Genomic DNA, 24,144 nt, shown 5'->3' with positions numbered 1-24,144 from the left:
AACCTTCTTGCGCCGCGGTGCCATGGGCCCACCGTCCTTTCGCATGTCCCTGAAGATGCCGCTTACCTCGGAAAGGCCGTCGGGGGCAATACGAGGCTTGCGACAAGCCGGACCGACAGGCATATCTGAAACACAAGACAGCCAGGAGTGACCCATGTCCACGTTCGACGACCGTGAACGCGCCTACGAGGCCAAATTCGCCCATGACGCCGACCTGCGTTTCAAGGCCGAGGCGCGGCGCAACCGCCTGCTGGGCGAATGGGCGGCGGCCGTTCTGGGAAAGACAGGCGACGACGCCCGTGCTTATGCCATGAGCGTCGTGACTTCGGACTTCGAGGAACCGGGTGAAGAGGACGTGTTCCGCAAGGTCGAGGCCGACCTGTCCGGCAAGGCCGACGCCGCCACCATCCGTGCCAAGATGGCCCAGCTGATGGACGAGGCGCGCCGCCAGGTGGCCGACGAAAGCTGAAGCCCGACACCGGAGGGCGACACGGGAAGGGGCGGCAACGCCCCTTTTTCATGCGCGCATGTTCACCCGGCGCAGCATCTCAGGCCGGCTGCGCGGCGCCTTCGGCTCGTGGATACAGGCGGAACATCGTCAGGGCCCGCGCCGTGTTCAGGGCCATCAGCGCAGCCCAGAGGCCATGGTTGCCGAAGACCGGCGGCAGGACCAGCACGGCCACCACGAAGACTGCCACCGACTGGATCATCGCCACACGCATTTCTCGGGTCAGGGTGGCGCCGATGAAGATTCCGTCCAGCATCCATGCCGCCACGCCGATCAGCGGCGCAAGGCCCAGCCAAGGCAGATAAAGCCGCGCCTCGGCCCGCACCGCGGGCGAGGTGGTCAGAAGGTCGATGATCGGCCCGCCCGCTACAACGAAGAGCAGGCCCAGCAGCACGGCCCCGCCCAGCCCCCAGACCGAGGTCAGATGGCTGGCGCGCCGAACACGATCGGGACGCCCGGCCCCCACGGCCTGACCAACCAGGCTTTCGGCCGCAAAGGCAAAGCCGTCCAGCGCATAGGCGGTCAGCGCCAGGAACTGCAACAGCACCTGATTGGCGGCCAAAGGCACATCGCCCTGCCCCGCGCCCAGAAACAGGAAGCTGGTCATGCAGCCCTGCAGCAGGACGGAACGGATCATGATGTCGCCATTCACGCGCGCCAGCCGGTTCAGCTTGTCCCGCGCAAACAGGCTGGCCGTATCCCGCGCGACCCCGACCGCACGCGCCAGCACATGCCGCGCCAACCACAACCCCAGTGCCAGACCCGACAATTCGGCAACCAGCGTGGCCCAGGCAACGCCCGCCACGCCCAACCCAAGGCTCAGCACGAACCAAAGGTCCAGTGCGACGTTCAGCCCGTTCTGCAGCAGCTGCAAACCCAGCACGGCGCGGGTCCGCTCGACCGCGATCAGCCAGCCGGTGATTGCATAAAGACCGATGGTGGCCGGTGCCCCCCAGATGCGGATCGCTAGGTAATCACGAGCCAAGGCCTCGACCGCGTCCGACGCCGGGGCCAGCCGGAAGGCGGCCCACGTGATCGGGATCTGCAAGGCGATGAAGACCAGCCCGGCCGCCGCCGCGATGGCCAGCGCACGCAGCAGATGCCCCCCCACCTCGGCCTGATCGCCCGCACCATGGGCCTGCGCCACCAGGCCGGACGTGCCCATGCGCAGGAATCCAAAGATCCAATAGATCGAGGTCAGGATGATCGCCCCGATCCCCACGGCGCCGATGGCCTCGGGCAGACCCAGCTGTCCCACCACCCCCGTGTCAACCAGGCCCAGCAGCGGCACGGTCAGGTTGGACAGGACAATGGGAACAGCGATGTTCAGGACGCGCCGGTGGGTCAGGTCGCTCATGGCTGCGGCATCAGGAAGTGCCCCGTGGCCTGCGCCATCAGGCGCGAACGGTTGTCCTGCCATGCCTCGACATGGACGGATGCATAACGCCGCCCCGACCGCACCACCCGGGCCCGCGCATAGGCATCGCGCGGCAGCCCGGATCGCAGATAATCCACGGTAAAGTCGATGGTCTTGGGCAGGCGGGGCAGGCTGTCGGGCACGGCCGCGTCGGGGGCGATGCGGCCTGATTCCAGATCCTCCCACATGGCGGCCCACCCCAGTTCGATGATCGCGGTGGTTTCCAGAAAGGCGGCCGTCACGCCGCCGTGGATGGCCGGCAGCCTCGGATCTCCGATCAGCTTGTCGTCATAAGGCAGGATGGCCGTCAGCTCGTCTCCGCGACGGTCGAAGCGGATGCCGAGCCAGGTCATGTAGGGTACGCCGGACACCATGGCGCTCAACGCGCTGTCGCGGCGCGACTTGATCTGGTGCAGGGGCTCGTTACGGTCGGCCATGGCTTACCTTTCCACGGTAAAGGCGCCGGTGGCCGCGGCAACGGGATTTTCTCCGTCCTCGTCCAGCGCGAACGCGCGCAAAAAGGCCACGCTGCGGGTCATGTGATAGCATTCGGCCCGCGCCGTGATCCGCTGGCCGGGCGTGGCCGCGCGCATGTAGTCGATGCGCAGGTCGATCGTCGCGGTCGATTGCGGCCCGGTCGGATGGGCCATCACCGCCGCTCCGCAGCAGGTATCCATCAGCGCCGAAACAACACCGCCATGAATCACGCCGGTGCGCGGATCGCCGACCAGATGTTCGGCCCAGGGCATGCTGATGACCGCCCGCCCTTCGCCGATCTCGTCGACGCGCATGGCCAGGGCGCGCGCATGCGGGATCGTCTCGATAAAGGCCTGCGCGATGCGGGCGTGATCCTCAGCCTGATCCTGTTCGGTCATCCGACCCTCCTTGGTTCATCGAGGAATAGCGCCCGGGCGCCCGCAGGCTCAACCCCTTCGAACCAGAGCATGAGTCTTTAGTTGAGAATGAAGACCGCTGCGCTTAGGTTGACGCTAAGGGAACTCTCGGAGGCGCGGATGCCGGACGACCAGATCAGCTTCAAGGAGATGTGCACCCGGTTCGACGTGACGCCCCGGACCTTGCGCTATTACGAATACATAGAACTGCTTCAGCCGCGCCGCGAAGGGCGCGCCCGCTTTTACGGCCCGCGCGAGGTTGCGCGGATGACACTGATCCTGCGCGGCCGGCGCTTCGGATTTTCCCTGGAGGAAATCCGGCAGTGGCTGCAGATCTATGACAAGAAGGGGTCGCGCGAACAGTACCAGGTCTGGATCGACATGGCGGAACGGCAGCTGGCGGTTCTGGATGGCCAGATCGCGGATCTGCGCACGGCACGCGTCGATCTGGATCAACTGCGCCAGACCACGGTTGCCGAACTGGCGCGCATGGCGCCGGAAGGCGATCCCTGACGCGGCGGCAGACCCGCCGTGACGCGGCGTCTTGCTTACGTTCGCGTCAACCTGGGGCTATGTACAAGGCAAGGACGGAACGCCGGTCGAGGAGGAGCCGCACACCATGTCCGACACGCTGATGACCATCCGCCAGATGTGCGATGCGTATGATGTGACACCGCGCACGCTGCGATTCTACGAGGCGCGGGAACTGATCTTTCCGCAGCGCCGGGGCCAGCATCGCCTGTATGACCGGCGCGACCGGGCCAGGCTGACGCTGATCCTGCGCGGCAAGCGTTTCGGTTTCAGCCTGGAGCAGATCCGCCAGCTGCTGGAACTCTATGAGCCCGGTGGCACGAACCGGGCCCAGATCGCTGCGACGATCGAGATCGGGCGGGCGCGGCTTGCGGATATGGAACAGCAATATGCGGAACTCAGCGAGGCGATCGCTCAGTTGCGCACCCAGATCCTCGACGCGGAAGACCGGCTGACCGCCGCCACTCACGAACATCCCACAGGATAACGCCATGCCGATCTACACTCCGCCGATCCGCGACCTGCAATTCCTTCTGCACGACGTCCTGGAGGTGTCGCGCAGCGGCTTGCCCGGTCATGATGATCTGGAACCCGAATTCACCGAAGCCGTGCTGGACGCGGCCGGCAAGCTGGCGGCCGATGTCCTGGCGCCCCTGAACATCGTGGGCGACCGTGAAGGCTGCCGGTTGGAAAATGGGATCGTGCGGACGCCCGAAGGCTTTGGCCAGGCCTTTGCCGCCCTGCGGGAAGGCGGCTGGACGGCACTTGACTGCGACCCGGAATATGGCGGTCAGGGCATGCCCTATATCATGGGCGTCGCGACGGGAGAGTTGTTCGTCAGCGCCAACATGGCGCTGAACATGTACCAGGGGCTGACGCACGGCGCCTACTCCGCCATCCATGTCCATGGCACCGAGGCGCAGAAGCGCACTTATCTGCCCAAGATGGTCAGCTGCGACTGGACCGGCACGATGAACCTGACCGAGCCGCATTGCGGTACGGACCTGGGCCTGCTGCGCACCAAGGCCGAGCCGCAGGACGACGGCAGCTATCTGATCACGGGACAGAAGATCTTCATCTCGGCCGGTGATCACGACCTGGCGGAAAACGTCATCCACCTGGTGCTGGCCAAGGCGCCCGGCGGGGGCGAGGGCACCAAGGGCATCAGCCTTTTCATCGTGCCGAAGTTCCTGGTGAACGAGGATGGCGCGCTGGGCGACCGCAATGGCGTGACCGTCGGTGCGCTGGAGCACAAGATGGGCATCCACGGCAATGCGACCTGCGTCATGAACTATGACAGTGCAAGGGGCTGGCTGCTGGGCGACCTGCACAAGGGCATGCGCGCCATGTTCACGATGATGAACGAGGCCCGGATCGGCGTGGGCCTGCAGGGTTACGCCTGCGCGGTGCCCGCCTATCAGAACGCCTTGGCCTATGCCAAGGACCGCCTGCAGGGCCGTGCCGTGAGCGGTGCGCAGAATGCGGCCGGTGCGGCCGACCCGCTGATCGTGCATCCGGACATCCGCCGCAGCCTGATGGACCAGAAGTCCTTCCTGGAGGGTGCTCGCGCGCTGACCCTGTGGGGTGCCCATCTGATCGACCGTGGCCACCTGGCCGATGATGCCGATGCCGAAGGGCTGGTGTCGCTGATGACCCCGGTCATCAAGGGCTTCCTGACCGACAGGGGTTTCGACACTACCGTGCTGGCCCAGCAGGTCTTGGGTGGGCATGGCTATGTCGAGGAATGGGGCATGAGCCAGTTCGTCCGCGATGCCCGGATCACCATGATCTATGAAGGCGCCAATGGCGTCCAGGCGCTGGACCTCGTGGGGCGCAAGCTGGCGCAGGACGGCGGCAGGCATGTGATGGCCTTCTTCGAGATCATCAAGGCGTTCTGCAAGGAATATGCCGAAAGCGAGGCGCTGCAGGCCGACTTTGTCGCCCCGTTGAAGGCCGCTTCCAAGGATCTGCAAAACGCGGCCATGTTCTTCATGGAGCGAGGCATGAAGAACCCGTCCGACGCGCTGTCGGGCTCTTATGACTTCATGCATCTCTTCGGTCATGTGGCCCTGGGCTACATGTGGGCCCGCATGGCCGTCGCGGCCCAGGCGGCACTGGATGCGGGAACCGCGGACGAAGGTTTCCACAAGACCAAGCTGATCACGGGCCGTTACTACATGAAGCGTCAGTTGCCGATGACGGCGACGCATCTGGCACGCATCCAGAGCGGCGGCACCACGGTGATGGAACTGGAGGCGGCGGCGTTCTGAGTCGCTGTCGCGCCTGTCCGAATATCGGGCCAAGGGTTGGGGAATCGCCTGTCCGTGCTCCGGCGTCAGGTGTGGGCCACGGCCTTCTCCTTCAACGGTGACAGGCGTTTCGCCCCGCAATGCCTGATGCCGGGGCTCAGATCTTGAAGAAGGGACCACCCGTCCCTTCTTCATGAAAACATCTCGCAGGGTCCGGGTGCGCAAAGCCCCGGTGTTTCGGAGGAAAGATGACTGCGCAACTCTGGTGTTTTGGTGAATCCGGCAATGCATACAAGCCGGCGCTGACGATGCAGCTGGCCGGCTATGACTGGCAGCCGGTCTTTGTCGACTTCTTCAACGGCGAAGGGCGCAGCCCGGCCTTCCGCGCGCTGAATCCCATGGGCGAAGTGCCGGTCTTTCGTGAGGGCGACCTGACGCTGACCCAGTCCGCGGTCATCCAGCTGCATGTGGCCGAACGGACCGGGAGCTTTCTGGGCAGCGACCGGAACGAAACGCTGCGCTGGCTGATGTTCGACAATCACAAGATGTCGGGCCAGGCTGGTCCTGCGCGCTTTCTTCTGAATTTCCTGCCCGCGGACAAGCGTCCTGCTGGCGCGGCCGAATACCTGCAAGGGCGGCTCAGGACAGCCTATCAGGTTCTGGACGATCATCTGGCGGAACGCGACTGGGTCGCCCCCGGCGGCCCGACCGTCGCCGATTTCGCGCTTTGCGGCTATCTCTTCTATCCCGAGCCCTTCGGCTTCGACCGCGCCCATTGGCCCCATATCGATCGCTGGCTGGATGGCATCGCCGCCCTGCCCGGCTGGAAACACCCTTATGACCTGATGCCCGGCAACCCGTCCGATCGGGCACCCAAGGAGGACACATGACCGACGCCTTCATTTATGACGCCGCCCGCACGCCGCGCGGCAAGGGCCGTACCGACGGCAGCCTGCACGAAGTCACCTCGCTGGCACTGTCGGCCCGCCTTCTGAATGCCGTCAAGGAACGCAACCATCTGGAAGGTCACGCCGTGGAGGACGTGATCTGGGGCAACGTCACCCAGGTCAAGGAGCAGGGCGGCTGCCTTGCACGCTCGGCCGTGCTGGCCTCGGATCTGGACCAGCGCATCCCCGGCCTGTCGATCAACCGCTTCTGCGCCAGTGGGATGGAGGCGGTGAACCTGGCCGCCAACCAAGTCAAGGCCGGCGCGGGCCAGGCCTATATCGCTGGCGGGGTCGAGATGATGGGCCGCGTCGCCATGGGCAGCGATGGTGCCGCCATCGCCGTGGATCCCGGACTGGCGATGCGGTCCTATTTCGTGCCGCAGGGCATCAGTGCCGACATCATTGCGACGGAATACGGATTTTCCCGTGAAGAGGCCGACAAACTGGCCGTCGAAAGCCAGCGCCGCGCCGCCGCCGCTTGGGAAGAAGGGCGTTTCGGCAAGTCCGTCGTGCCAGTTTTGGACCAGAACGGCCTGACGATCCTGGATCGCGACGAATACATGCGCCCCGGCACCACGACCGAGGATCTGGCCAAGCTGAAGCCCGCCTTCAAGGACATGGGCGAGGTGATGCCGGGCTTTGACAAGGTGGCGATGCTCAAATACCCGCACCTGACCCATATCGACCACATCCACCATGCCGGCAACAGCAGCGGCATCGTGGATGGCGCCGCTGCCGTCCTGATCGGGAACGAGGAGTTCGGCCGCGCCTTCGGCCTCAAGCCCCGCGCCCGCATCCGCGCCACCGCCAAGATCGGGACCGACCCCACGATCATGCTTACCGGCCCTGTTCCAGTGACGGAAAGGATTCTGGCCGACAGCGGCATGTCGATCAGCGACATCGACCTGATCGAGGTGAACGAAGCCTTTGCCAGCGTCGTTCTGCGTTTCATGCAGGCGTTCCAAGTCGATCCGGGCAAGGTCAATGTGAACGGCGGGGCCATTGCCATGGGTCATCCGCTTGGCGCCACGGGCGCAATCATCATCGGCACCTTGCTGGACGAGCTTGAGCGGCAGGACAAGACCGTGGGCCTCGCCACGCTGTGCATCGCGTCCGGCATGGGCGCGGCCACCATCATCGAGCGCGTGTGAGGGCAAACGACATGACCGATTTCACCATGGAGAAAGACGCCGACGGCGTCGCGATCATCACCTGGGACGTGCCGGGCAAGTCCATGAACGTGCTGTCGATGGACGGCGCCCTGCAGCTGAACGACCTGATCGATCAGGCGCTGGCCGACGCGGCCGTGAAGGGTATCGTCATCACCAGCGGCAAGAAGGACTTTGCCGCCGGGATGGACCTGAAGGTCATTGCGGGAATGAAGGACCAGGGCGGCGCGCAGGGCGTCTTTGACGGGGTGATGACCCTGCACCACCTTTTGCGCAAGATCGAGCTGGCGGGCATGGACCCGAAGACGAAGAAAGGCGGCAAGCCCGTCGCCTCGGCCCTGCCCGGCACGGCACTTGGCATCGGGCTGGAACTGCCTCTGGCCACGCATCGCATCTTTGCCGCCGACAACCCCAGCGCCAAGATCGGCCTGCCCGAGATCATGGTGGGCATCTTTCCCGGCGCGGGCGGCACGACCCGCCTGACGCGCAAGCTGGGCGCCATGGCCGCGGCCCCTTTCCTGCTGGAAGGCAAGCTGAACGAGCCCAAGAAGGCCAAGGCCGCCGGCATCATCGACGAGGTTGTCGAGGACCCGCTGGCGGCCGCCCGCGCCTGGGTGCTGCAGGCGGGCGATGCCGATCTGGTCAAGCCCTGGGACGCCAAGGGTTACAAGATGCCCGGGGGCGAGCCCTTTCATCCGGCGGGCTTCATGACCTTTGTCGGCGCCAGCGCCATGGTGCATGGCAGGACGATGGGCGTTTATCCCGCCGCCAAGGCGATGCTGTCGGCGGTTTATGAAGGATCCATGGTGCCCTTTGACACGGCGCTGAAGATCGAGGCGCGCTGGTTTACGAATGTGCTGATGAACCCGTCCTCGACCGCGATGATTCGCAGCCTGTTCATCAACAAGGAAGCACTGGAAAAAGGTGCGAATCGTCCCGAAGCGCCCGACCAGTCCGTGAAGAAGGTCGGCATCCTCGGCGCGGGCATGATGGGCGCGGGCATCGCCCATGTCAGCGCCATGGCCGGGATCGAGGTCGTGCTGATCGACGCGTCCCAGGACAGTGCCGACAAGGGCAGGTCCTATTCCGAAGGGCTGCTGGACAAGGCCATCAGCCGCAAGAAGGCGACCGCCGACAAGAAGGCGCAGGTGCTTGCCCGGATCACCGCCACCACCGATTATGCCGCGCTGGAAGGCTGCGACCTGATCGTCGAGGCCGTGTTCGAGGATCCCGCCGTCAAGGCGGACGTGACCCGGCGGGTCGAGGCGGTGATCCCGTCCGATGCGATCTTTGCCACCAATACCTCGACCCTGCCGATCAGCGACCTGGCCCGCGCCAGCGCGCGGCCCGACCAGTTCATCGGCATCCACTTCTTCAGTCCCGTGGACAAGATGATGCTGGTCGAGATCATCAAGGGCGAGGCGACCGGGCCCCGCGCCGTTGCCAAGGCGCTGGATTTCGTGCGCCAGATCCGCAAGACGCCCATTGTGGTGAACGACGCCCGCTTCTTTTACGCCAACCGCTGCATCATCCCTTACATCAACGAAGGGATCCGCATGGTGGGCGAAGGGGTGAACCCCACGCTGATCGAAAACGCGGCCAAGCTGATGGGCATGCCCCTTGGTCCGCTGCAGCTGGTGGACGAAACCTCAATCGACCTTGGCGTCAAGATCGCCAAGGCCACCCGTGCGGCCATGGGCGAAGCCTATCCTGACGGCGCCGTCGATGACGTGTTGTTCTGGATGGCCGACCAGGGCCGGATGGGCCGCAAGGGGAATGCAGGCTTTTATGCCTATGAGGACGGCAAGCGGCAGGGCCTCTGGGAAGGGCTGGCATTACGCTATCCGCGTGGCGAGGACCAGCCGGAACTGCATGACATCCAGCACCGCCTGATGTTCGCGCAAAGCCTCGAAGCGGTGCGCGCGCTGGAGGATGGTGTTCTGGAGGACATCCGCGAGGGAGACGTGGGCGCAATTCTGGGCTGGGGTTTTGCGCCTTGGTCAGGCGGGCCCTTCGGCTGGCTGGACATGCTGGGCGCCCCTCGCGCGGTCGAGATCTGCGAGCGCCTGACCGCCGCCCATGGCGAGCGTTTCGCCGCGCCCAAATTGCTGCGCGAGATGGCCGAACGGGGCGACAGCTTCTATGGCCGCTTCGGCGACCGCAGCGCTGCAGCCTGAACCTTGTGTCGGCGGGCCGCGCCTGTACGGCCCGTCTGCCTCCTCCTGTCACCATGCGGCCATTGCGCGAAACTTTCCGTCCCTCCTGTCGTTGAAAGGACGAGATTTCGCCATATGCTGTCGCGCAACGCCAGCACCGCCCCGCGGATGGCCGACAAGGGGACATTCATGACCGACGACACCCGCCGCCGCGCCGAGGCCACCCAAGCCGAGATCGACGCACTGACCGCGGCCGCCCTGCCCGAACCGGCACCCGCACCATCGGGTCTGAGCCAAGCTGATCCCGCCACCCAGACCGAGATCCGCCGCCGGATGGCCGAGATCAACCTGAGGGACTCCGGATCCATTCTGCGCTTCGGGACCCGGGCGCAGGCCGATCTCCAGCAGATCAGCCAGCGCATGCTGGCGGACGTCAAGACCAAGGAGGTGGGGCCGGCCGGCGACACGCTGCGCGAGGTGGTCACGACCATCCGCGGCTTTTCCACAACCGAATTGGATATGCGGCGCAACCGCAGCTGGTGGGAGCGCCTGCTAGGCCGCTCGGCTCCCTTTGCCAAGTTCGTGGCCAACTATGAACAGGTCCAAACCCAGATCGACCGCATCACGGCCGAACTGGAGGCGCATGAGCAGAAGCTGCTGAAGGACGTCAAGTCGCTGGACATCCTGTATGACCGCACGCTGGCCTTTTATGACGAACTGGCGCTGTATATCGCCGCGGGCGAGGAAAAGCTGCGCGAGCTGGACATGGAAGACATCCCCGCCAAGGAGGCCGAGGTCACCGCCAAGCCCCAGCCCGACCAGGTGATGGAGGCGCAGGAACTGCGCGACCTGCGCGCCCTGCGCGACGACCTGGAGCGTCGCGTCCACGACCTCAGGCTGACGCGGCAGGTGACGATGCAGTCGCTACCCTCGATCCGTCTGGTGCAGGAAAACGACAAGTCGCTGGTGACCAAGATCAACTCGACTTTGGTAAACACGGTGCCCTTGTGGGAAACCCAGCTGGCGCAGGCCGTCACCATCCAGCGCAGCGCCGAAGCCGCGCGCGCCGTGCGCGAGGCCAGCGATCTGACCAACGAATTGCTGACTCGCAACGCTGACAACCTGCGCCAAGCCAACGCGACGATCCGGGCTGAAACGGAACGGGGCGTCTTTGACATCGAGGCCGTGCGCACTGCCAATGCCCAGCTGATCGCCACCATCGAGGACAGCCTGCGCATTGCCGACGAAGGCCGCACCCGCCGCGCCGCTGCCGAAGGCGAGTTGACGCGGATGGAGGCCGAACTGCGCGATGCCCTGGCCTCGGCCTCGTCGCGTCAACCGGGTGCCATCACCGACCGGAGCGGGAGGCGCTGATGCAGATGACACTGCCGCGGCTTGCGCCCTTGCGGATCGGCACCCTTGGTGCGGGCCTGACGGCCCTGCTGGCCTTGGCCGGCTGCCAGCAAAGTTTGGTCGAACCTTCCGCTTCGGTCGAGCGCCCTGCCTCCCGCCCCGAGGTGCAGGAAGAGCCGATGGATCAGGCGGAACTGCGCCGTGCCCGGGCCGAACGCAACCGGGAGTCCAATGCGGCCGCGCAGGCCGCCACGCAGGACGCCAGCGCCGCCAGCCGATCACAGCGCGACTTTTATGCGGCAGCCGAACGGCGCCTGTTGGCACAAGGGCGCCTGCGTCGTGACCGTGTGCCCCAGGACGCGCCCATCGACGTCGAGATGCTCACGCGCAACTTTCTGACCGTCGCGCTGCGCGATGAGTACAGCCACAGTTCGGCGGGGCTGGAGGCTCGGTCGCGCCCTGCCCCCCTGCGGCGCTGGGAACAGCCCGTAAGGATGCAGCTGGAATTCGGCGCCTCGATCGACACGGCTTCCCGCCCCGCCTGGCGGTCCGAAGTGGCTGATTTTGCCGGCCGCCTGGCCTCGGCGACCCGTCATCCGGTCACCATGACGGCCGAGCGGGGCAATTTTACCATCCTTGTCGTGACCGAGGATGAACGCCGCGCCATCGGACCCCGCCTTGCGGAACTGGTTCCCGGCATTCCCCAGCGCGACGTGGCGATCCTGACGGATTTGCCGGCGACGATCAGCTGCTCTGTTTTTGCCTATTCGCAGGGCAATCGTGGCGATTATATCCATGCCGTGGCGGTGATCAGGGCCGAACTGCCGCGCCTGCTGCGCAGCTCCTGCATCCATGAAGAGCTGGCACAGGGCATGGGGCTGGCCAATGACAGTCTCGAGGTGCGTCCCTCGGTTTTTAACGACGACGAGGAATTCGCCCTGCTGACCCGCCATGACGAATTGCTGCTGCAGATCCTTTATGACCGGCGCCTGCGCCCCGGCATGACCGAAGCCGAAGCCGCCCCCATCGTTCGCCAGATCGCGGCCGAACTGTTGGGCCAGGCTGCCTGAACCACATCCGGGCCTGTTCCGGCAGGCCCGAACCAAGGAAAATCCCATGTCCATCTTCGACATTCTGGGCGGCGAATTCATCGAGGTCATCGAATGGACCGCAGACAGCCGCGACACAATGGTCTGGCGCTTCGATACGGTCGGACGCGCGATCAAGTATGGTGCCAAGCTGACCGTCCGTGAGGGTCAGGCCGCGGTCTTCGTCCATGAAGGGCAACTGGCCGATGTTTTCGGCCCCGGCCTCTATCTGCTGGAGACCAACAACCTGCCGGTGATGACGCGCCTGCAGCACTGGGATCATGGCTTTCGCAGCCCCTTCAAGTCCGAAGTCTATTTCGTCAACAAGACGCGCTTCAACGACCTGAAATGGGGTACCCGCAACCCGATCATCGCGCGCGATCCCGAATTCGGACCCGTCCGCCTGCGCGCATTCGGAACCTATTCGATGCGCGTGACCGACCCGGCGCGCTTCATGTCGGAAATCGTCGGCACCGACGGCGATTTCACTCGTGACGAAATCACCTTTCAGATCCGCAACGTTATTGTGCAGGAGTTCTCGCGCGCCATCGCGGCCTCCAACGTACCGGTTCTGGATATGGCGGCCAACACCGACCAGTTGGGCGGTCTGGTGGCCAAGGCCATCGCCCCGGTCGTCGAAACCTATGGCCTCACCCTGCCCGAGTTCTACATCGAGAACATCAGCCTGCCTGCCGAGGTCGAGGCCATGCTGGACAAGCGCACCAGCATGGGAATCATCGGCGACTTGGATCGCTTCGGGCAATATGCTGCCTCGGAGGCACTGCTGAAGGCGGCCGACAATCCCGGCGCGGCGGGGGCGGGCTTTGGCGCGGCCATGGGGGCGGCGATGGGGGCGGCACGATCCGGCCCCTGGGGGCCCGTGCCGCAGGCCGCGGCGCCTCAGGTCACGACACCTCCGCCCCTGCCCGGCCGTGCCGTGGAGACCGTCTGGCATGTGGCCCTGGAGGGGGCGGCACAGGGACCCTACGGGCGCGCCCATCTGGGCCGGCTGGCGACCGAGGGGCGTTTTGACCGTGATACGCTGGTCTGGAGTCCGGGCCAGGACGGATGGCTGCGGGCCGAGGATGTCCCGGAACTGGCGCAGCTGTTCACCATGATGCCGCCTCCGCTGCCCGGTTGACATGCCCGGTCCTGCGGAACATCGTTTTCCCTGCGCGCGCTGCGGGGCCAGTCTGCGCTTTCAGCCCGATCAGCGGATGCTGGTCTGCGATTATTGCGGCCATCACCAGGCAATCGGTCCCGGAGAGGCACGCGCCCCCGGCCGCCATCAGGACGGCACGGCCGGCGATCCGGCACTGCAATGGGATGCGGCCCACAAGTCCACCGACCTGGCAGAGATCCCGCTGCAGCAGGGCCTGCATCTGGATGCGGGCGCCGATGACCTTGTTCAGACCGTCCGCACGCTGTCCTGCCCCAATTGCGGGGCGCGGGTCGATCTGGACGACACGCATCACGCCAGCGCCTGCCCATTTTGCGCTACGCCGGTCGTCACCGACACGGGCGAAACGCGGCGCCTCAAGCCACAGGGTGTCTTGCCCTTTGTGCTGACCGAGGCGCAGGCGCGCGATGCGATGAAGTCCTGGCTGGGCGGGCTGTGGTTCGCGCCGTCAGGGTTGACGGCCTATGCCCGCAAGGACCGGCGTCTGACCGGGATCTATTCCCCCTTCTGGACCTTCGATGCCCACAGCGAAAGTCGCTATCACGGCCAGCGCGGCGATATTTATTACGAAACGGTCTGGGTCACGCAGCAGGTCAACGGACGCAACCAGCGCGTGGCCCAGCAGGTGCCGCGCATCCGCTGGCGACCTGCCTCGGGCCGGGTGGCGCGCGATTTCAATGATGTGCTGGTTTTGGCCTCGACTGCGCTTCCGCCGCGTTTCACGGATGCGCTGACGCCTTGGGACCTGTCGCAGCTGTCGCGCTATGATCCGGCCTTCCTGTCCGGCTTCGAGGCCGAAGGTTACACGGTGCCCCTTGCCGACGGCCACAGGACAGCCCGCGCCCAGATGGCCCAAGTGATTGCCAGCGACGTGCGGCGTGCCATCGGTGGCGACCAGCAGCGGATCGATCAACTGGACAGCGATTTTTCTGCGGAAACCTTCAAGCACATCCTGCTGCCGATCTGGACAGCCGCTTATCGCTATAACGGCAAAAGCTATCGGTTCGTCGTCAATGGCCAGTCCGGCCGCGTCATGGGCGAACGTCCTTGGTCGATCTGGAAAATCACCGGGGCCATACTGGTGGCGCTGGTTGCGCTATCGGTTTTCCTGTATCTGAACGGATCATATTAAGGACCAAAGGGAACGACCATGATCCTGTGTGCGGGCGAATCGCTGATCGACATGGTGCCGCAGGACGGCTCTTTCACGCCGCTGGCCGGAGGCGCCGTTTACAACACCGCCATCGCCCTGGGCCGCCTGGGCCAGGACACGGCCTATCTGTGGCCGATCAGCCGGGATCCGTTCGGCGCCCGGATCCTTGCACCCTTGGCCGAGGCTGGCGTGAATACCGACCTTTGCCCGCGCACCGACCGGCTGACCACGCTGGCGCTGGTGACGCTGACCAACGGAGAGGCACGCTATTCCTTTTATGACGAAGGCTCGGCCGGACGCATGTTGGTCCGCGACGACATCGCCCCCTTGCCGGACAGTGTCACGGCCCTGTTCGCCGGCGGCATCAGCCTGGTTCCCGATCCTTGCGGCGCCACCATCGAGGGGCTCGTCGCGGACCATCATGACCGTCTTCCCGTCATGATCGACCCGAACATCCGCCCGTTCTTCATCACGGAACCGGATGCCTATCGTGCGCGTCTGGACCGCCTGCTGCCCATGGCCGATATCGTCAAGCTTTCCTCGGACGATCTCGAATGGCTTTATCCGGGCCTATCCCCGGAAGAGGCTGCGCGCCAGGTTCTGGCAAGCGGCCCAAAACTGGTTCTGCAGACTGGAGGAGAGGCCGGCGCCAAGGCCATCTGGGCCGGTGAAACCGTCAGCGCCCCTGCCGTCCGAACCACTGTCGCCGACACGATCGGTGCAGGGGACACGTTCAATGCAGGAGTTCTGGCCAGCCTCGATCGCCAAGGCCTGCTGAGCAAGGAGGGCCTCGCCACGATCACGCCGGAGCAGATCCGTGCCGCCTTGGCACTTGGCGCGCAGGCAGCGGCGATCACCGTTTCCAGGCCTGGCGCCAATCCCCCTTGGGCACATGAGATGTCCTAAGCGCGTCAGCACATCAATTCAAAAAAGTTCGGCAGAGGCGGCCAGCCTTTGCCACCGTTGACCGGCCTAGGCAGCGATGCTGCGTATCAAGCGCGCGGGCATCGGGCGCTTGAACCGTACCGTCACTCGTCGTCGGGTTCTTCCTCGCGCGTCAGCGCCTCGAAACCGGCCTTCTGCCGCTCGGTCCAGCGCAGATGCAGGTGCAACCCGTCCTCGGTCGCTTCCTCGCGCTCGACCACGCCCGCCTCGTGCAACCAAGCGCGGCGGCGGCCATCGCCGAATTCCAGAACAACCCGGTCTTCGACACGCGGCTCGTCCAGAACCTCGCCCAGAAGATGGTCAATGGCAGCAATCAGGTCGTCCAGCCCTTCGCCCGACAACGCACTGACGGCCTGAACGCCTTCGGTACGAGCATCGGTGCGGCGCAAAGCGGCACGGGTGTCGGGACCCAGTGCGTCGATCTTGTTCCACACCTCGATGGCGGCCACGTCCTCGTCGACGCCCAGGCTGTCCAGGATCTCGGCCACGTCGGCGGCCTGTTCCTCGGTCTCGGGATGGCTGATGTCGCGGACATGCAGGATCAGGTCGGCCTCCAGCACCTCTTCCAGCGTGGCGCGGAAGGCGGCGACCAGTTCGGTCGGCAGGTCGCTGATAAAGCCTACCGTGTCCGACAGGATGATCTTACGGCCGGAATTGCTCCCCTGCGCATCGGGCAGGCGGATCGCGCGCATTGTCGGGTCCAGCGTGGCGAACAGCATGTCCTTGGCGAAAACTTCGGCCCCGGTCATGCGGTTGAACAGGGTCGACTTGCCGGCGTTGGTGTAACCCACCAGCGCGACGATCGGGTAAGGCACCTTGGCGCGGGCGGCCCGGTGCAGCGTGCGGGTCTTGACCACCCGTTCCAACTGGCGGCGCAGGCGGGTCATCTGTTCGTCGATGGCACGGCGGTCGGCCTCGATCTGAGTCTCGCCAGGGCCGCCGACAAAGCCAAGCCCGCCCCGCTGCCGTTCGAGGTGGGTCCAAGCCCGCACAAGCCGCGTGCGCTGATAGGACAACGCGGCCAGTTCGACCTGCAACACGCCTTCACGGGTGCGCGCACGATCGGCGAATATCTCGAGGATCAGCCCGGTCCGGTCCAGCAGCTTGACGCCCCATTCCTTTTCCAGGTTGCGCTGCTGCACCGGCGTCACAGGGCCGTCGATCAGGACCAGTTCGACCTCGGCCTCGTCCAGGCGCTGCTTGATCTCGGCCAGCTTGCCCTTGCCGAACAGCTTGCCCGGATTGGGTTCGCGTATATTGGTGACCTCGGATCCGACCATCTCGATGCCCGGCAGGGCCAGAGCCAGGGCCACGGCCTCGGCCAAGGCATGTTCAGGCTCGCGCCTCTGGGTGCGGGCACGGCCCAGGTCCGGATGGATCACATAGGCGCGGGTCGGCCTGGCCTGGGTTTCCGTCAACTCTGCCAATCAGTCCTCACCTTCGTACAGGCTGATCGGCTGGCCGGGCATGATGGTGCTGATGGCGTGCTTGTAGACCAGCTGGGACTGGCCGTCGCGGCGCAGCAGAACGCAGAAATTGTCAAACCAGGTGATGACGCCCTGCAACTTGACGCCATTGATCAGGAAGATTGTGACAGGCACCTTGGCCTTGCGGACGTGGTTCAGGAATGCGTCCTGCAGGTTCTGCTTGTCGCCAGCCATTTGTTTTCGTCCGTTTTTCACTGTCCCTGTCGAATGTAACATCTAGGGCGTTGCAACAACCCATGCAAGCGCACCGGGTTTCGCGAAAGTCAATGCATACCATTTCGGCCACACCCCGGCCTCAGCGCCGCCAGAATTCCGGGGAAAACAGGGCCAGGATGGCCAAGGTCTCGATCCGTCCCAGGATCATCGCCGAGGCCAGAACGCCCTTGGTGAAGATCGGAAGGCCCGACCAGCCCTCCCACGGGGCCGATGCGATACCGGCCGTTCCCTCGAAGGCGGGCGTCAGGGGAATGGCGCCTGCCAGAGGCCCGGTATTGGTCAGCGCGGCGACGGACAGGATCGTCGCGGTTTCGAATTCGATCGCATGGATCGAGACGAGAGCCACGACGGCGGCGATGGACAGGGCGAACAGCATGAAGAAGATGAACGCCAGATAGGCCCCTTCGCGCCGAAGCCTGCGCGCGATGCGCCCGCCCCCCGCGACCGAGTTCGGGTGAACGATCCGCTCCATCTCGCGCTCTCCATGCCGGGCCAGGGCATAGACGCGCAACAGCTTGACGCCGCCGGCCGTGGTGGCGATCCCGCCGCCCATCAGCGCCAGCCCCGCCAGAATCAGGCCCGGGGCCGTCAACCCCGACCAGGTCCGTGCGCCCTGCCAGTCGACCGAGTTCCAGCCTGTTGTCGTCAGATAGCTGAGCGTGTTGAAGACGACCCCCCACAGGGCAGACAATCCGCCGCCAATGTCGCGCATGATCGTGCGGGGTGCCTCGGGACCCATCGCGTCCCCTTCGATGGCGCCCAGGAAATGACGCAGGAACAGCACGGCCGAAACGACGATCACCATCAGCAGCGCCATCTGCAGCTCGGGGTCCTCTCGCAGCGCCTCCGTCGCATGCAGCGCGGAGCCGCCCGGCCAGAAGCGGCGTGACAGGGCCGGGATCAGGAACAGAAAGACCAGCATCTCGCCCGCCACGCCCGAAATCTCTCCGGTCGGGCCGATGACCGGCGATATTCCTGACGTGGACAGTGTTCCCATCGCGCGGCACAGTGCCAGAAAGGACGGATCCCCCAGCAGCAGAAGCCCGACCCACAGCGCCAGCGTCAGCCCCAGGTAAAAAGGCCCCACCGACAGCGTCGCGCGCAGCAGCCGGCCCATCGCTTCGGACTGGCGCATCTCGTAGCCCGGGTCGGACAGGTGCGACAAGGGCCGGCGCGGATCGGCGGACCGCGGCAGGTGCTGCATGTATTCCTGCCGCCCATAAGGACTGGACATGATCTCGAAGCCGCCGACGCGCAGGGGCGCCAGGATCGCGATGGCCGCAACCAGGATGAAGAATCCGCCCATCCAGCCCACCATCGACCGCCACAGGTGCAGCGGCTGCGGCAGCAGGTCCGCCGAATAAAGCGAGGCCCCGGTCGTGGTCAGGGACGACACCATCTCCCACCAGGCGTTGAAATAGCCGGTATCGGGCTGGCTTTCGGCAAAGGGCAGCGCCAGCAGCAAGGGCAAAAGCCCGTAAACCCCCAGCATCGTCAGCAGCGTTTCGCGCGAGCGTTGGGGCCGCGGATTGGCTGAGGTGGCCAGTCCGATCAGCCCGCAAAAGATCAGGATCAGCAGGGCCGCATAGAAGAAGTTGCGCGCGATCGCCGCATGCCCCGTGGTCGAGGCAAAGGCGGCCGGGATCAGCATCATCAGCGCCACCAGCCCGCTGAGCAGGATCAGAAGCGGCAGCCGCTGCAGGATGCGGGTCATGGCGCGCTCCTCAGAAGAAATCGATCGACACCTGCAGCAGGCGCTCGACCTTGGGCACGTCCTTGGTCAGCGCAAAGATCAGCACGATGTCGCCTTCCTCGATCCGGGTATCGGCCATGGGCTTGATCACCTTGTCGCCCTTGCGCACCGCGCCCAGCAGCGCGCCTTCGGGAAAGTCGATGTCGCGGATCGCCCGGCCGGACATGGGGCTGGTCGACAGGACCTGCGCCTCCATCACCTCGGCCTCGGCATCGCCGATGGAATAAATGTCGCGCACGCGCCCGTGGCGGATGTGGCGCAGGATCGTGGACACGGTGGTCGAGCGGGGGTTGATATAGGCATCGATGTCCAGCGCCCCCATCAGCGGAACCAGCGTCGGATCGTTGATCAGCGCGATGGCCATCTTGGCCCCCGCCTGCTTGGCGCGGACGGAGGCCAGGATGTTCGTCTTGTCGTCATCGGTCACCGCAAGAACCGCATCGGCCTGGGGCACGCCGGCCTCGTCCAGCAGTTCGGCCGACAGCCCGTCGCCGTTCAGCACGATGGTGCGCTCCAGCCGGTCGGCGGCATATTCGGCGCGGCTCCGGTCTCGCTCGATCAGCTTGGCGCGGATTCGTTCGGTGCGACGCTCCAGCGTCTGCGCCACGGCCAGGCCCACGTTGCCGGCGCCGATGATGGCGACACGCTCCTGCTTTTGCGGCGGCTTGCCAAAGATATCCAAGGTGCGGGCCACGTCATCGGCATGGCTGAAGACATAGATCTGGTCATGTGCGAACAACTGGTCGCCCGGCTCGGGTGCGAATAAACGCCCGTCGCGGCGCACGCCGGCCACGATGGCCCGCAGGCTGGAAAACAGTTCCGTCAGCTGCCGCAGCGGCGTGTTCAGCGCAGGGCAATCCGGCTCCAGATCGATGCCCAGCAGCTGGATCTTGCCGTCCATGAAGGTCTCGACATCAAAGGTCGAGGGTGCCGAAAGACGCTGCAAGGCCGCCAGCGCGACCTCGCGCTCGGGGCTGATGACCACGTCGATCGGCAGGTGTTCGGTCCGGTACAGATCGGAGTAGATGGCGTCCAGATAGGCGCCGCTGCGCAGGCGTGCGATCTTGCGCGGCACCTGGAACACCGAATGGGCCACCTGGCAGGTGACCATGTTCACCTCGTCCGAATGGGTCGCGGCGATAATCAGGTCGGCATCGCGGGCGCCGGCGCGGTCCAGAACGTCGGGATGGCTGGCAAAGCCGGTGACACCCTGCACGTCGAGCGCATCGGTGGCGCGGCGGATCAGTTCAGGATTGTTGTCAATGACGGTGACATCGTTCCGCTCGCCGGACAGGTGGCGGGCGATCTGCCACCCCACCTGACCAGCCCCGCAAATGATGATCTTCATCCACAGCCCTCTTGCCGTCCGCGCCTGCAGGGACGCCTCCTTGGCCTAAGCCACGAGGCGCGGACACGCAAGCAGGGCGCTATTTGCCCATCACCATCTCGTCGTCGCTGCGCATGCCGCCGACGACACCCAGCGACTTGAGCTTGCGGTGCAGCGCGCTGCGTTCCATGCCCACGAACTGGGCCGTGCGACTGATGTTGCCGCCAAAGCGGTTGATCTGGGCCACAAGGTATTCGCGTTCGAACATCTCGCGCGCTTCTCGCAGGGCCATGGCGGTGACCGCGGGGCCGAGGCTCAGCGCGTCACTGTTGTCGGGGGTGGCTCCCTGAGGCTCCAGCTCAGAAGGCTGGATCGCGCCGGTTTCCTCGGCCAGGATCAGCACGCGCTCGATCACGTTCCTCAACTGGCGGATGTTGCCGGGCCAGCGCATGGACTGCAGGGCGGCTACGGTTTCCTCGGGCAGGTCGCGTGGGGTCAGACCTTGGGTGCGGTGGAAATGCTCGATGAAGTGGCGCGCCAGGATCGCAATGTCGTCACGCCGGTCTGCCAGCGAGGGCACGGCGATGGGAACGACATTCAGCCGGTCATAAAGCTCTTGCCGGAAACGGCCGGCGGCGATTTCCGCCATCAGGTCTCGATTGGTCGAGGACAGGACCCGCAGATCGACCCGCACCTTGTCGGCACCTCCGGCCCGCACGAACTGTTGTTCGGTCAGGACCCGCAGGATCTTGGGCTGGGTGCCCATGGGCATGTCGCCCACCTCGTCAAAATAGATGATGCCGCCATGCGCCTGCTCCAGCAAGCCCGGCTCGATCCCTCTTTCGGGCGTTTCCCGGCCGAACAGAACCTCTTCCATGCGCTCGGGTTCGATCGTGGCGCAGGGGACCGTCACAAAGGGGGCGCCGGCGCGCGGCGAATGGGCATGGATATAGCGGGCAGCCATTTCCTTACCGGTACCGGGTTCACCCGCCAGCATCACGCGGCCATTTGACTTGGCCACCTTGTCCAGCCCGTCGCGCAGCCGCTTGAAGGCCACGGAATGGCCCAGCATCTCGGCCACCCGGTCGCCGCCCCGGCGCAGGGTGCTGTTTTCACGGCGCAACCGGCTGGTTTCCATGGCACGGTTGATGACCACCATCAGCTGGTCGATGTTGAAGGGCTTTTCGATGAAGTCATAGGCACCCTGCTTGATGGCCGCGACCGCGATCTCGATGTTGCCATGCCCCGAGATGATGATGACCGGCACATCGGGGTTGTTGCGCTTGACCTGCTTCAGGATGTCGATCCCGTCCATGCGGCTGTCCTTCAGCCAGATGTCGAGGATCATCAGCGAGGGCTCGCGCTCGTTCAGCGCGCCCATGGCTTCGTCGGAATTGGCAGCCAGACGGGTTTCGAACCCTTCGTCCTTCAGGATGTCCGCGATCAGCTCCCGGATGTCCCGTTCGTCATCGACGATCAGAATGTCGCTCATGGTGTCGCCTCGTCTTTTTCTTGTCTGCTTTTGGTCTTGGGGGCCCGAACCGGATGCCGCTCGCGTGGCAGCCGGATCTCGGCCATGGCGCCCGGCGGTTCGGGCGCATCGGTCAGGGACAGGCTGCCGCCATGTTCCTCGACGATCTTCTTGACGATGGGCAGGCCCAGGCCCGTGCCCTGGCTTTTCAGCGTCACATAGGGTTCGAACAGGCGGGACCGGTCGGCCGGCAGACCGGTCCCGTTGTCGATGATGCGGATGCAGACCGCCTCGGGATGGGCTTCCAGTGTCACGCTGATGCGAGGGGTCCAATCCTCCGGCATCGCGCCGCGCCGCTCGTCGACCGCCTCGCCCGCGTTCTTCAGAAGGTTGGTCAGCGCCTGGCGCAACATGCCCGGATCGCAATCGACGATCACCGGTTGGTCCGGAACATCCGTCTGCAAAGCCCCGTGCAGCGCATCCTGTTGCAGCAGCACGACCTGGCGCAGCAGGGCGGCCAGATCCGTTTCGGCACGGTCGGGCTCGGGCATGCGGGCAAAACGGCTGAACTCGTCCACGATGCGGCGCAGGTCGTTCGTCTGGCGGATGATGACGTCCGTGTACTGCTCCAGTGCAGCGCGTTCACTTTCGGGTGTCAGAGGGCCGAACTTGCGGCGCAGGCGTTCGGCAGACAGCTGGATGGGGGTCAGGGGGTTCTTGATCTCGTGCGCGACGCGGCGGGCCACATCGCCCCAAGCGGCCATGCGCTGCGCGCTGACCAGTTCTGTCACGTCGTCAAAGGCCACCACGTAGCCCTCCAGATCACCCTCCGCGCCGCGCCGCACCGCCATGCGGACCAGCAGGCTTTCGACCCGTCCTTCGCGCATCAGGCGCACCTCGTCCTGCACGGTTTCAGCAACCGAGGCGGACAGCCGCTCGAACAAGGCCGCAAATTCAGGCACCATTTCGGACAAGAGGGCATCGATATCCCCCTTGGCATCCAGCCCCAGGAGGCGACTGGCCGAACGGTTGACGAAATCGATCTCTCCGGCGGCGTCCAGTCCGATCACGCCCGACGTGACCGAGGTCAGGACGTTGTCGAACAGCCGCCGCTGTTCATCGCTGACGCGATAGCTTTCGATCAATTCCTCGCGCTGCGTCTTGAGCTGTCGGGTCATGCGGTTGAAGGCTTGGCCCAGCGTCTGGATCTCGTCCCCCGTGCGCGGCTCGGGGATCTGCAGGTCGAGATTGCCCCGCCCCACCTGTTCGCTGGCTTGGGCCAGAATGCCGATGGGGCGCGACAGGCGGCCCGCAAACCACAGCGCCAGCCAGATCGCAGCGGACACCAGCAGCAGCGCAAACCCAAGATAAACCAGCGAAAACTCGAACAGAACCTGGCTGCGCATTGCCTCCAGCTGGCGATAATCGCCCGCCGTCGCGCGCGTGTCGTCGACCAGCCCCAGCAGGCTGCCATCGACATCGCGTGTGACATACAGATATCGATCGGCCAGCGGCGGCAGCGCAACAAGGGCGCGGAACTCGTCGTTGTCCCAGTCCTCGATCAGCAGGATGCCGTCCGTCTGCGCCCGGTCCAACTGATCGCTGGAGGGTGCCTCGTACCAGAACAGATAGCTCCGCTCACCCCGGGCACGGATCTCTCCGGCACCGTTGATGATATAAGCCTCTCGGAGGCCGCGTTGGATCAGGCTCTGCCCTTGCGCCAGCAATTGGCGCATCTCGGCGTCCTCGATCAGGGGATTGGCGCGGCCGGCCTGGGTCAGGACGCCCGCCAGGGCGCGCGCGTCCTCGGTCAGGTCGCTGCGATGCTCGGCCTGATACGCTTCGGCCGCCGCCTGCGACGTGGTGACCACCTGCTGAACCCGGTCCGAGAACCAGCCTTCCAGCCCGATATTGACCAGAAGCCCGGCAAACAGCGCGACCAGCACCGTGGGCACCAGCGCCAACCCGCCAAAGATCGCCACGAGGCGTCCGTGCAGCCGCGAAGCCGGTGCCGCACGCCGCCGGTCCGATATCAGCCGCGCCATGCGGGCCAGGATGAAGCTGATCAACAGGATCAGATAGGTCAGGTCCGCCAGCAGGACCAGGCGCAGCACATGTCCCTGCAGGCCGCGACCGATGGGCGCCAGAACAGCCAGCGTGACCACGGCCAGGGCCAGCCCCGCCAGCATCATTCCCCAGCCGAGGATCCCCCGCCATTCGCGCGGCAATCGGATGCGGGCCAGCCTGTCCCAGCTGAGCCCTGTTGCCAGGCCTGCCATAAACCCCACTTGCCGTCTTTCG

At 65.3% G+C, this 24,144-nt stretch carries 21 protein-coding genes; 12 read left to right on the top strand and 9 right to left on the bottom strand.

Going from position 1 to position 24,144, the window contains the following annotated elements:
• Positions 1-154: 154 nt before the first annotated feature.
• Positions 155-469, top strand: coding sequence for a DUF1476 domain-containing protein (locus ACLHHB_RS08535; protein ID WP_410217848.1), 315 nt, complete (start codon positions 155-157; stop codon positions 467-469).
• Positions 470-548: 79 nt separating this feature from the next.
• Here ACLHHB_RS08535 and ACLHHB_RS08530 read toward each other — a convergent pair whose 3' ends face one another.
• The 3 genes from ACLHHB_RS08530 to ACLHHB_RS08520 are packed head-to-tail and all read right to left on the bottom strand — an operon-like array spanning position 549 to position 2,800.
• Positions 549-1,865 (bottom strand): MATE family efflux transporter, encoded by a 1,317-nt coding sequence (locus ACLHHB_RS08530; protein WP_410217847.1) that lies wholly within the window; start codon positions 1,863-1,865, stop codon positions 549-551.
• The gene (locus tag ACLHHB_RS08525; protein WP_410217846.1) at positions 1,862-2,362 is read right to left on the bottom strand and encodes a PaaI family thioesterase; all 501 of its coding nucleotides are present in this window, start codon (positions 2,360-2,362) and stop codon (positions 1,862-1,864) included. The genes ACLHHB_RS08530 and ACLHHB_RS08525 overlap by 4 nt, the downstream gene beginning before the upstream one ends.
• A 3-nt stretch (positions 2,363-2,365) precedes the next feature.
• Positions 2,366-2,800, bottom strand: coding sequence for a PaaI family thioesterase (locus ACLHHB_RS08520; protein ID WP_410217845.1), 435 nt, complete (start codon positions 2,798-2,800; stop codon positions 2,366-2,368).
• Positions 2,801-2,938: 138 nt separating this feature from the next.
• Between ACLHHB_RS08520 and ACLHHB_RS08515 the strand changes: the two genes are divergently transcribed.
• From ACLHHB_RS08515 to ACLHHB_RS08465, 11 genes are all read left to right on the top strand, one after another.
• Positions 2,939-3,331, top strand: a complete 393-nt coding sequence (locus ACLHHB_RS08515) for a MerR family transcriptional regulator (RefSeq protein WP_410217844.1) — start codon at positions 2,939-2,941, stop codon at positions 3,329-3,331.
• A 106-nt stretch (positions 3,332-3,437) separates the two neighbouring features.
• Positions 3,438-3,836 (top strand): MerR family transcriptional regulator, encoded by a 399-nt coding sequence (locus ACLHHB_RS08510; RefSeq protein WP_410217843.1) that lies wholly within the window; start codon positions 3,438-3,440, stop codon positions 3,834-3,836.
• 4 nt (positions 3,837-3,840) lie between these two features.
• The gene (locus ACLHHB_RS08505; RefSeq protein WP_410217842.1) at positions 3,841-5,619 is read left to right on the top strand and encodes an acyl-CoA dehydrogenase C-terminal domain-containing protein; all 1,779 of its coding nucleotides are present in this window, start codon (positions 3,841-3,843) and stop codon (positions 5,617-5,619) included.
• Between the two features lie 227 nt (positions 5,620-5,846).
• Positions 5,847-6,488 carry a glutathione S-transferase family protein gene (locus tag ACLHHB_RS08500; RefSeq protein ID WP_410217841.1) on the top strand — a complete coding sequence of 214 codons (642 nt, stop codon included), beginning with the start codon at positions 5,847-5,849 and terminating at the stop codon, positions 6,486-6,488.
• The gene (locus tag ACLHHB_RS08495) at positions 6,485-7,696 is read left to right on the top strand and encodes an acetyl-CoA C-acetyltransferase (protein ID WP_410217840.1); all 1,212 of its coding nucleotides are present in this window, start codon (positions 6,485-6,487) and stop codon (positions 7,694-7,696) included. Before ACLHHB_RS08500 ends, ACLHHB_RS08495 begins: the two co-directional genes overlap by 4 nt.
• Positions 7,697-7,707: 11 nt before the next feature.
• On the top strand, positions 7,708-9,891 hold the full coding sequence (locus ACLHHB_RS08490; protein ID WP_410217839.1) for a 3-hydroxyacyl-CoA dehydrogenase NAD-binding domain-containing protein: 2,184 nt from the start codon (positions 7,708-7,710) through the stop codon (positions 9,889-9,891).
• A gap of 168 nt (positions 9,892-10,059) precedes the next feature.
• Positions 10,060-11,244, top strand: coding sequence for a toxic anion resistance protein (locus ACLHHB_RS08485; RefSeq protein WP_410217838.1), 1,185 nt, complete (start codon positions 10,060-10,062; stop codon positions 11,242-11,244).
• Entirely contained in the window at positions 11,244-12,293 is a 1,050-nt protein-coding gene (locus ACLHHB_RS08480) for a DUF2927 domain-containing protein (protein ID WP_410217837.1), read from the top strand. The genes ACLHHB_RS08485 and ACLHHB_RS08480 overlap by 1 nt, the downstream gene beginning before the upstream one ends.
• 46 nt (positions 12,294-12,339) lie before the next feature.
• Positions 12,340-13,452, top strand: coding sequence for an SPFH domain-containing protein (locus tag ACLHHB_RS08475; RefSeq protein ID WP_410217836.1), 1,113 nt, complete (start codon positions 12,340-12,342; stop codon positions 13,450-13,452).
• 1 nt (position 13,453) lies between these two features.
• On the top strand, positions 13,454-14,623 hold the full coding sequence (locus ACLHHB_RS08470; RefSeq protein WP_410217835.1) for a zinc ribbon domain-containing protein: 1,170 nt from the start codon (positions 13,454-13,456) through the stop codon (positions 14,621-14,623).
• Between the two features lie 18 nt (positions 14,624-14,641).
• Positions 14,642-15,550 carry a carbohydrate kinase family protein gene (locus ACLHHB_RS08465; protein WP_410217834.1) on the top strand — a complete coding sequence of 303 codons (909 nt, stop codon included), beginning with the start codon at positions 14,642-14,644 and terminating at the stop codon, positions 15,548-15,550.
• Positions 15,551-15,672: 122 nt separating this feature from the next.
• Here ACLHHB_RS08465 and hflX read toward each other — a convergent pair whose 3' ends face one another.
• The 6 genes from hflX to ACLHHB_RS08435 all read right to left on the bottom strand — a co-directional run bounded on the left by hflX (position 15,673) and on the right by ACLHHB_RS08435 (position 24,122).
• Positions 15,673-17,016 (bottom strand): GTPase HflX, encoded by a 1,344-nt coding sequence (gene hflX, locus ACLHHB_RS08460; RefSeq protein ID WP_410217833.1) that lies wholly within the window; start codon positions 17,014-17,016, stop codon positions 15,673-15,675.
• Positions 17,017-17,250, bottom strand: coding sequence for an RNA chaperone Hfq (gene hfq, locus ACLHHB_RS08455; protein ID WP_020949330.1), 234 nt, complete (start codon positions 17,248-17,250; stop codon positions 17,017-17,019). It abuts the gene before it with no gap.
• A 121-nt stretch (positions 17,251-17,371) separates the two neighbouring features.
• Positions 17,372-19,006 carry a potassium transporter TrkG gene (locus tag ACLHHB_RS08450; protein ID WP_410217832.1) on the bottom strand — a complete coding sequence of 545 codons (1,635 nt, stop codon included), beginning with the start codon at positions 19,004-19,006 and terminating at the stop codon, positions 17,372-17,374.
• 10 nt (positions 19,007-19,016) lie between these two features.
• On the bottom strand, positions 19,017-20,393 hold the full coding sequence (gene trkA / locus ACLHHB_RS08445; protein ID WP_410217831.1) for a Trk system potassium transporter TrkA: 1,377 nt from the start codon (positions 20,391-20,393) through the stop codon (positions 19,017-19,019).
• Positions 20,394-20,472: 79 nt separating this feature from the next.
• Positions 20,473-21,864, bottom strand: a complete 1,392-nt coding sequence (locus tag ACLHHB_RS08440) for a sigma-54-dependent transcriptional regulator (RefSeq protein ID WP_410217830.1) — start codon at positions 21,862-21,864, stop codon at positions 20,473-20,475.
• The gene (locus ACLHHB_RS08435) at positions 21,861-24,122 is read right to left on the bottom strand and encodes an ATP-binding protein (RefSeq protein ID WP_410217829.1); all 2,262 of its coding nucleotides are present in this window, start codon (positions 24,120-24,122) and stop codon (positions 21,861-21,863) included. Before ACLHHB_RS08435 ends, ACLHHB_RS08440 begins: the two co-directional genes overlap by 4 nt.
• Positions 24,123-24,144 lie beyond the last annotated feature (22 nt).

The organism is Paracoccus sp. (in: a-proteobacteria) (assembly GCF_046462195.1).
Taxonomy (GTDB): domain Bacteria; phylum Pseudomonadota; class Alphaproteobacteria; order Rhodobacterales; family Rhodobacteraceae; genus Paracoccus.
This window is presented reverse-complemented; position numbering and strand designations above follow the sequence as displayed.

Excerpts from the sequence above, each read along its gene's own strand:
- ACLHHB_RS08495 (WP_410217840.1), top strand. The coding sequence starts at position 6,485 with ATGACCGACGCCTTCATTTATGACGCCGCCCGCACGCCGCGCGGCAAG.
- ACLHHB_RS08530 (WP_410217847.1), bottom strand. The coding sequence starts at position 1,865 with ATGAGCGACCTGACCCACCGGCGCGTCCTGAACATCGCTGTTCCCATT.
- ACLHHB_RS08525 (WP_410217846.1), bottom strand. The coding sequence starts at position 2,362 with ATGGCCGACCGTAACGAGCCCCTGCACCAGATCAAGTCGCGCCGCGAC.
- ACLHHB_RS08520 (WP_410217845.1), bottom strand. The coding sequence starts at position 2,800 with ATGACCGAACAGGATCAGGCTGAGGATCACGCCCGCATCGCGCAGGCC.
- ACLHHB_RS08465 (WP_410217834.1), top strand. The coding sequence starts at position 14,642 with ATGATCCTGTGTGCGGGCGAATCGCTGATCGACATGGTGCCGCAGGAC.
- ACLHHB_RS08470 (WP_410217835.1), top strand. The coding sequence starts at position 13,454 with ATGCCCGGTCCTGCGGAACATCGTTTTCCCTGCGCGCGCTGCGGGGCC.
- trkA (WP_410217831.1), bottom strand. The coding sequence starts at position 20,393 with ATGAAGATCATCATTTGCGGGGCTGGTCAGGTGGGGTGGCAGATCGCC.
- ACLHHB_RS08515 (WP_410217844.1), top strand. The coding sequence starts at position 2,939 with ATGCCGGACGACCAGATCAGCTTCAAGGAGATGTGCACCCGGTTCGAC.
- ACLHHB_RS08485 (WP_410217838.1), top strand. The coding sequence starts at position 10,060 with ATGACCGACGACACCCGCCGCCGCGCCGAGGCCACCCAAGCCGAGATC.
- ACLHHB_RS08475 (WP_410217836.1), top strand. The coding sequence starts at position 12,340 with ATGTCCATCTTCGACATTCTGGGCGGCGAATTCATCGAGGTCATCGAA.
- ACLHHB_RS08480 (WP_410217837.1), top strand. The coding sequence starts at position 11,244 with ATGCAGATGACACTGCCGCGGCTTGCGCCCTTGCGGATCGGCACCCTT.
- ACLHHB_RS08435 (WP_410217829.1), bottom strand. The coding sequence starts at position 24,122 with ATGGCAGGCCTGGCAACAGGGCTCAGCTGGGACAGGCTGGCCCGCATC.
- ACLHHB_RS08505 (WP_410217842.1), top strand. The coding sequence starts at position 3,841 with ATGCCGATCTACACTCCGCCGATCCGCGACCTGCAATTCCTTCTGCAC.
- hfq (WP_020949330.1), bottom strand. The coding sequence starts at position 17,250 with ATGGCTGGCGACAAGCAGAACCTGCAGGACGCATTCCTGAACCACGTC.
- ACLHHB_RS08450 (WP_410217832.1), bottom strand. The coding sequence starts at position 19,006 with ATGACCCGCATCCTGCAGCGGCTGCCGCTTCTGATCCTGCTCAGCGGG.
- ACLHHB_RS08510 (WP_410217843.1), top strand. The coding sequence starts at position 3,438 with ATGTCCGACACGCTGATGACCATCCGCCAGATGTGCGATGCGTATGAT.
- ACLHHB_RS08490 (WP_410217839.1), top strand. The coding sequence starts at position 7,708 with ATGACCGATTTCACCATGGAGAAAGACGCCGACGGCGTCGCGATCATC.
- ACLHHB_RS08500 (WP_410217841.1), top strand. The coding sequence starts at position 5,847 with ATGACTGCGCAACTCTGGTGTTTTGGTGAATCCGGCAATGCATACAAG.
- ACLHHB_RS08440 (WP_410217830.1), bottom strand. The coding sequence starts at position 21,864 with ATGAGCGACATTCTGATCGTCGATGACGAACGGGACATCCGGGAGCTG.
- ACLHHB_RS08535 (WP_410217848.1), top strand. The coding sequence starts at position 155 with ATGTCCACGTTCGACGACCGTGAACGCGCCTACGAGGCCAAATTCGCC.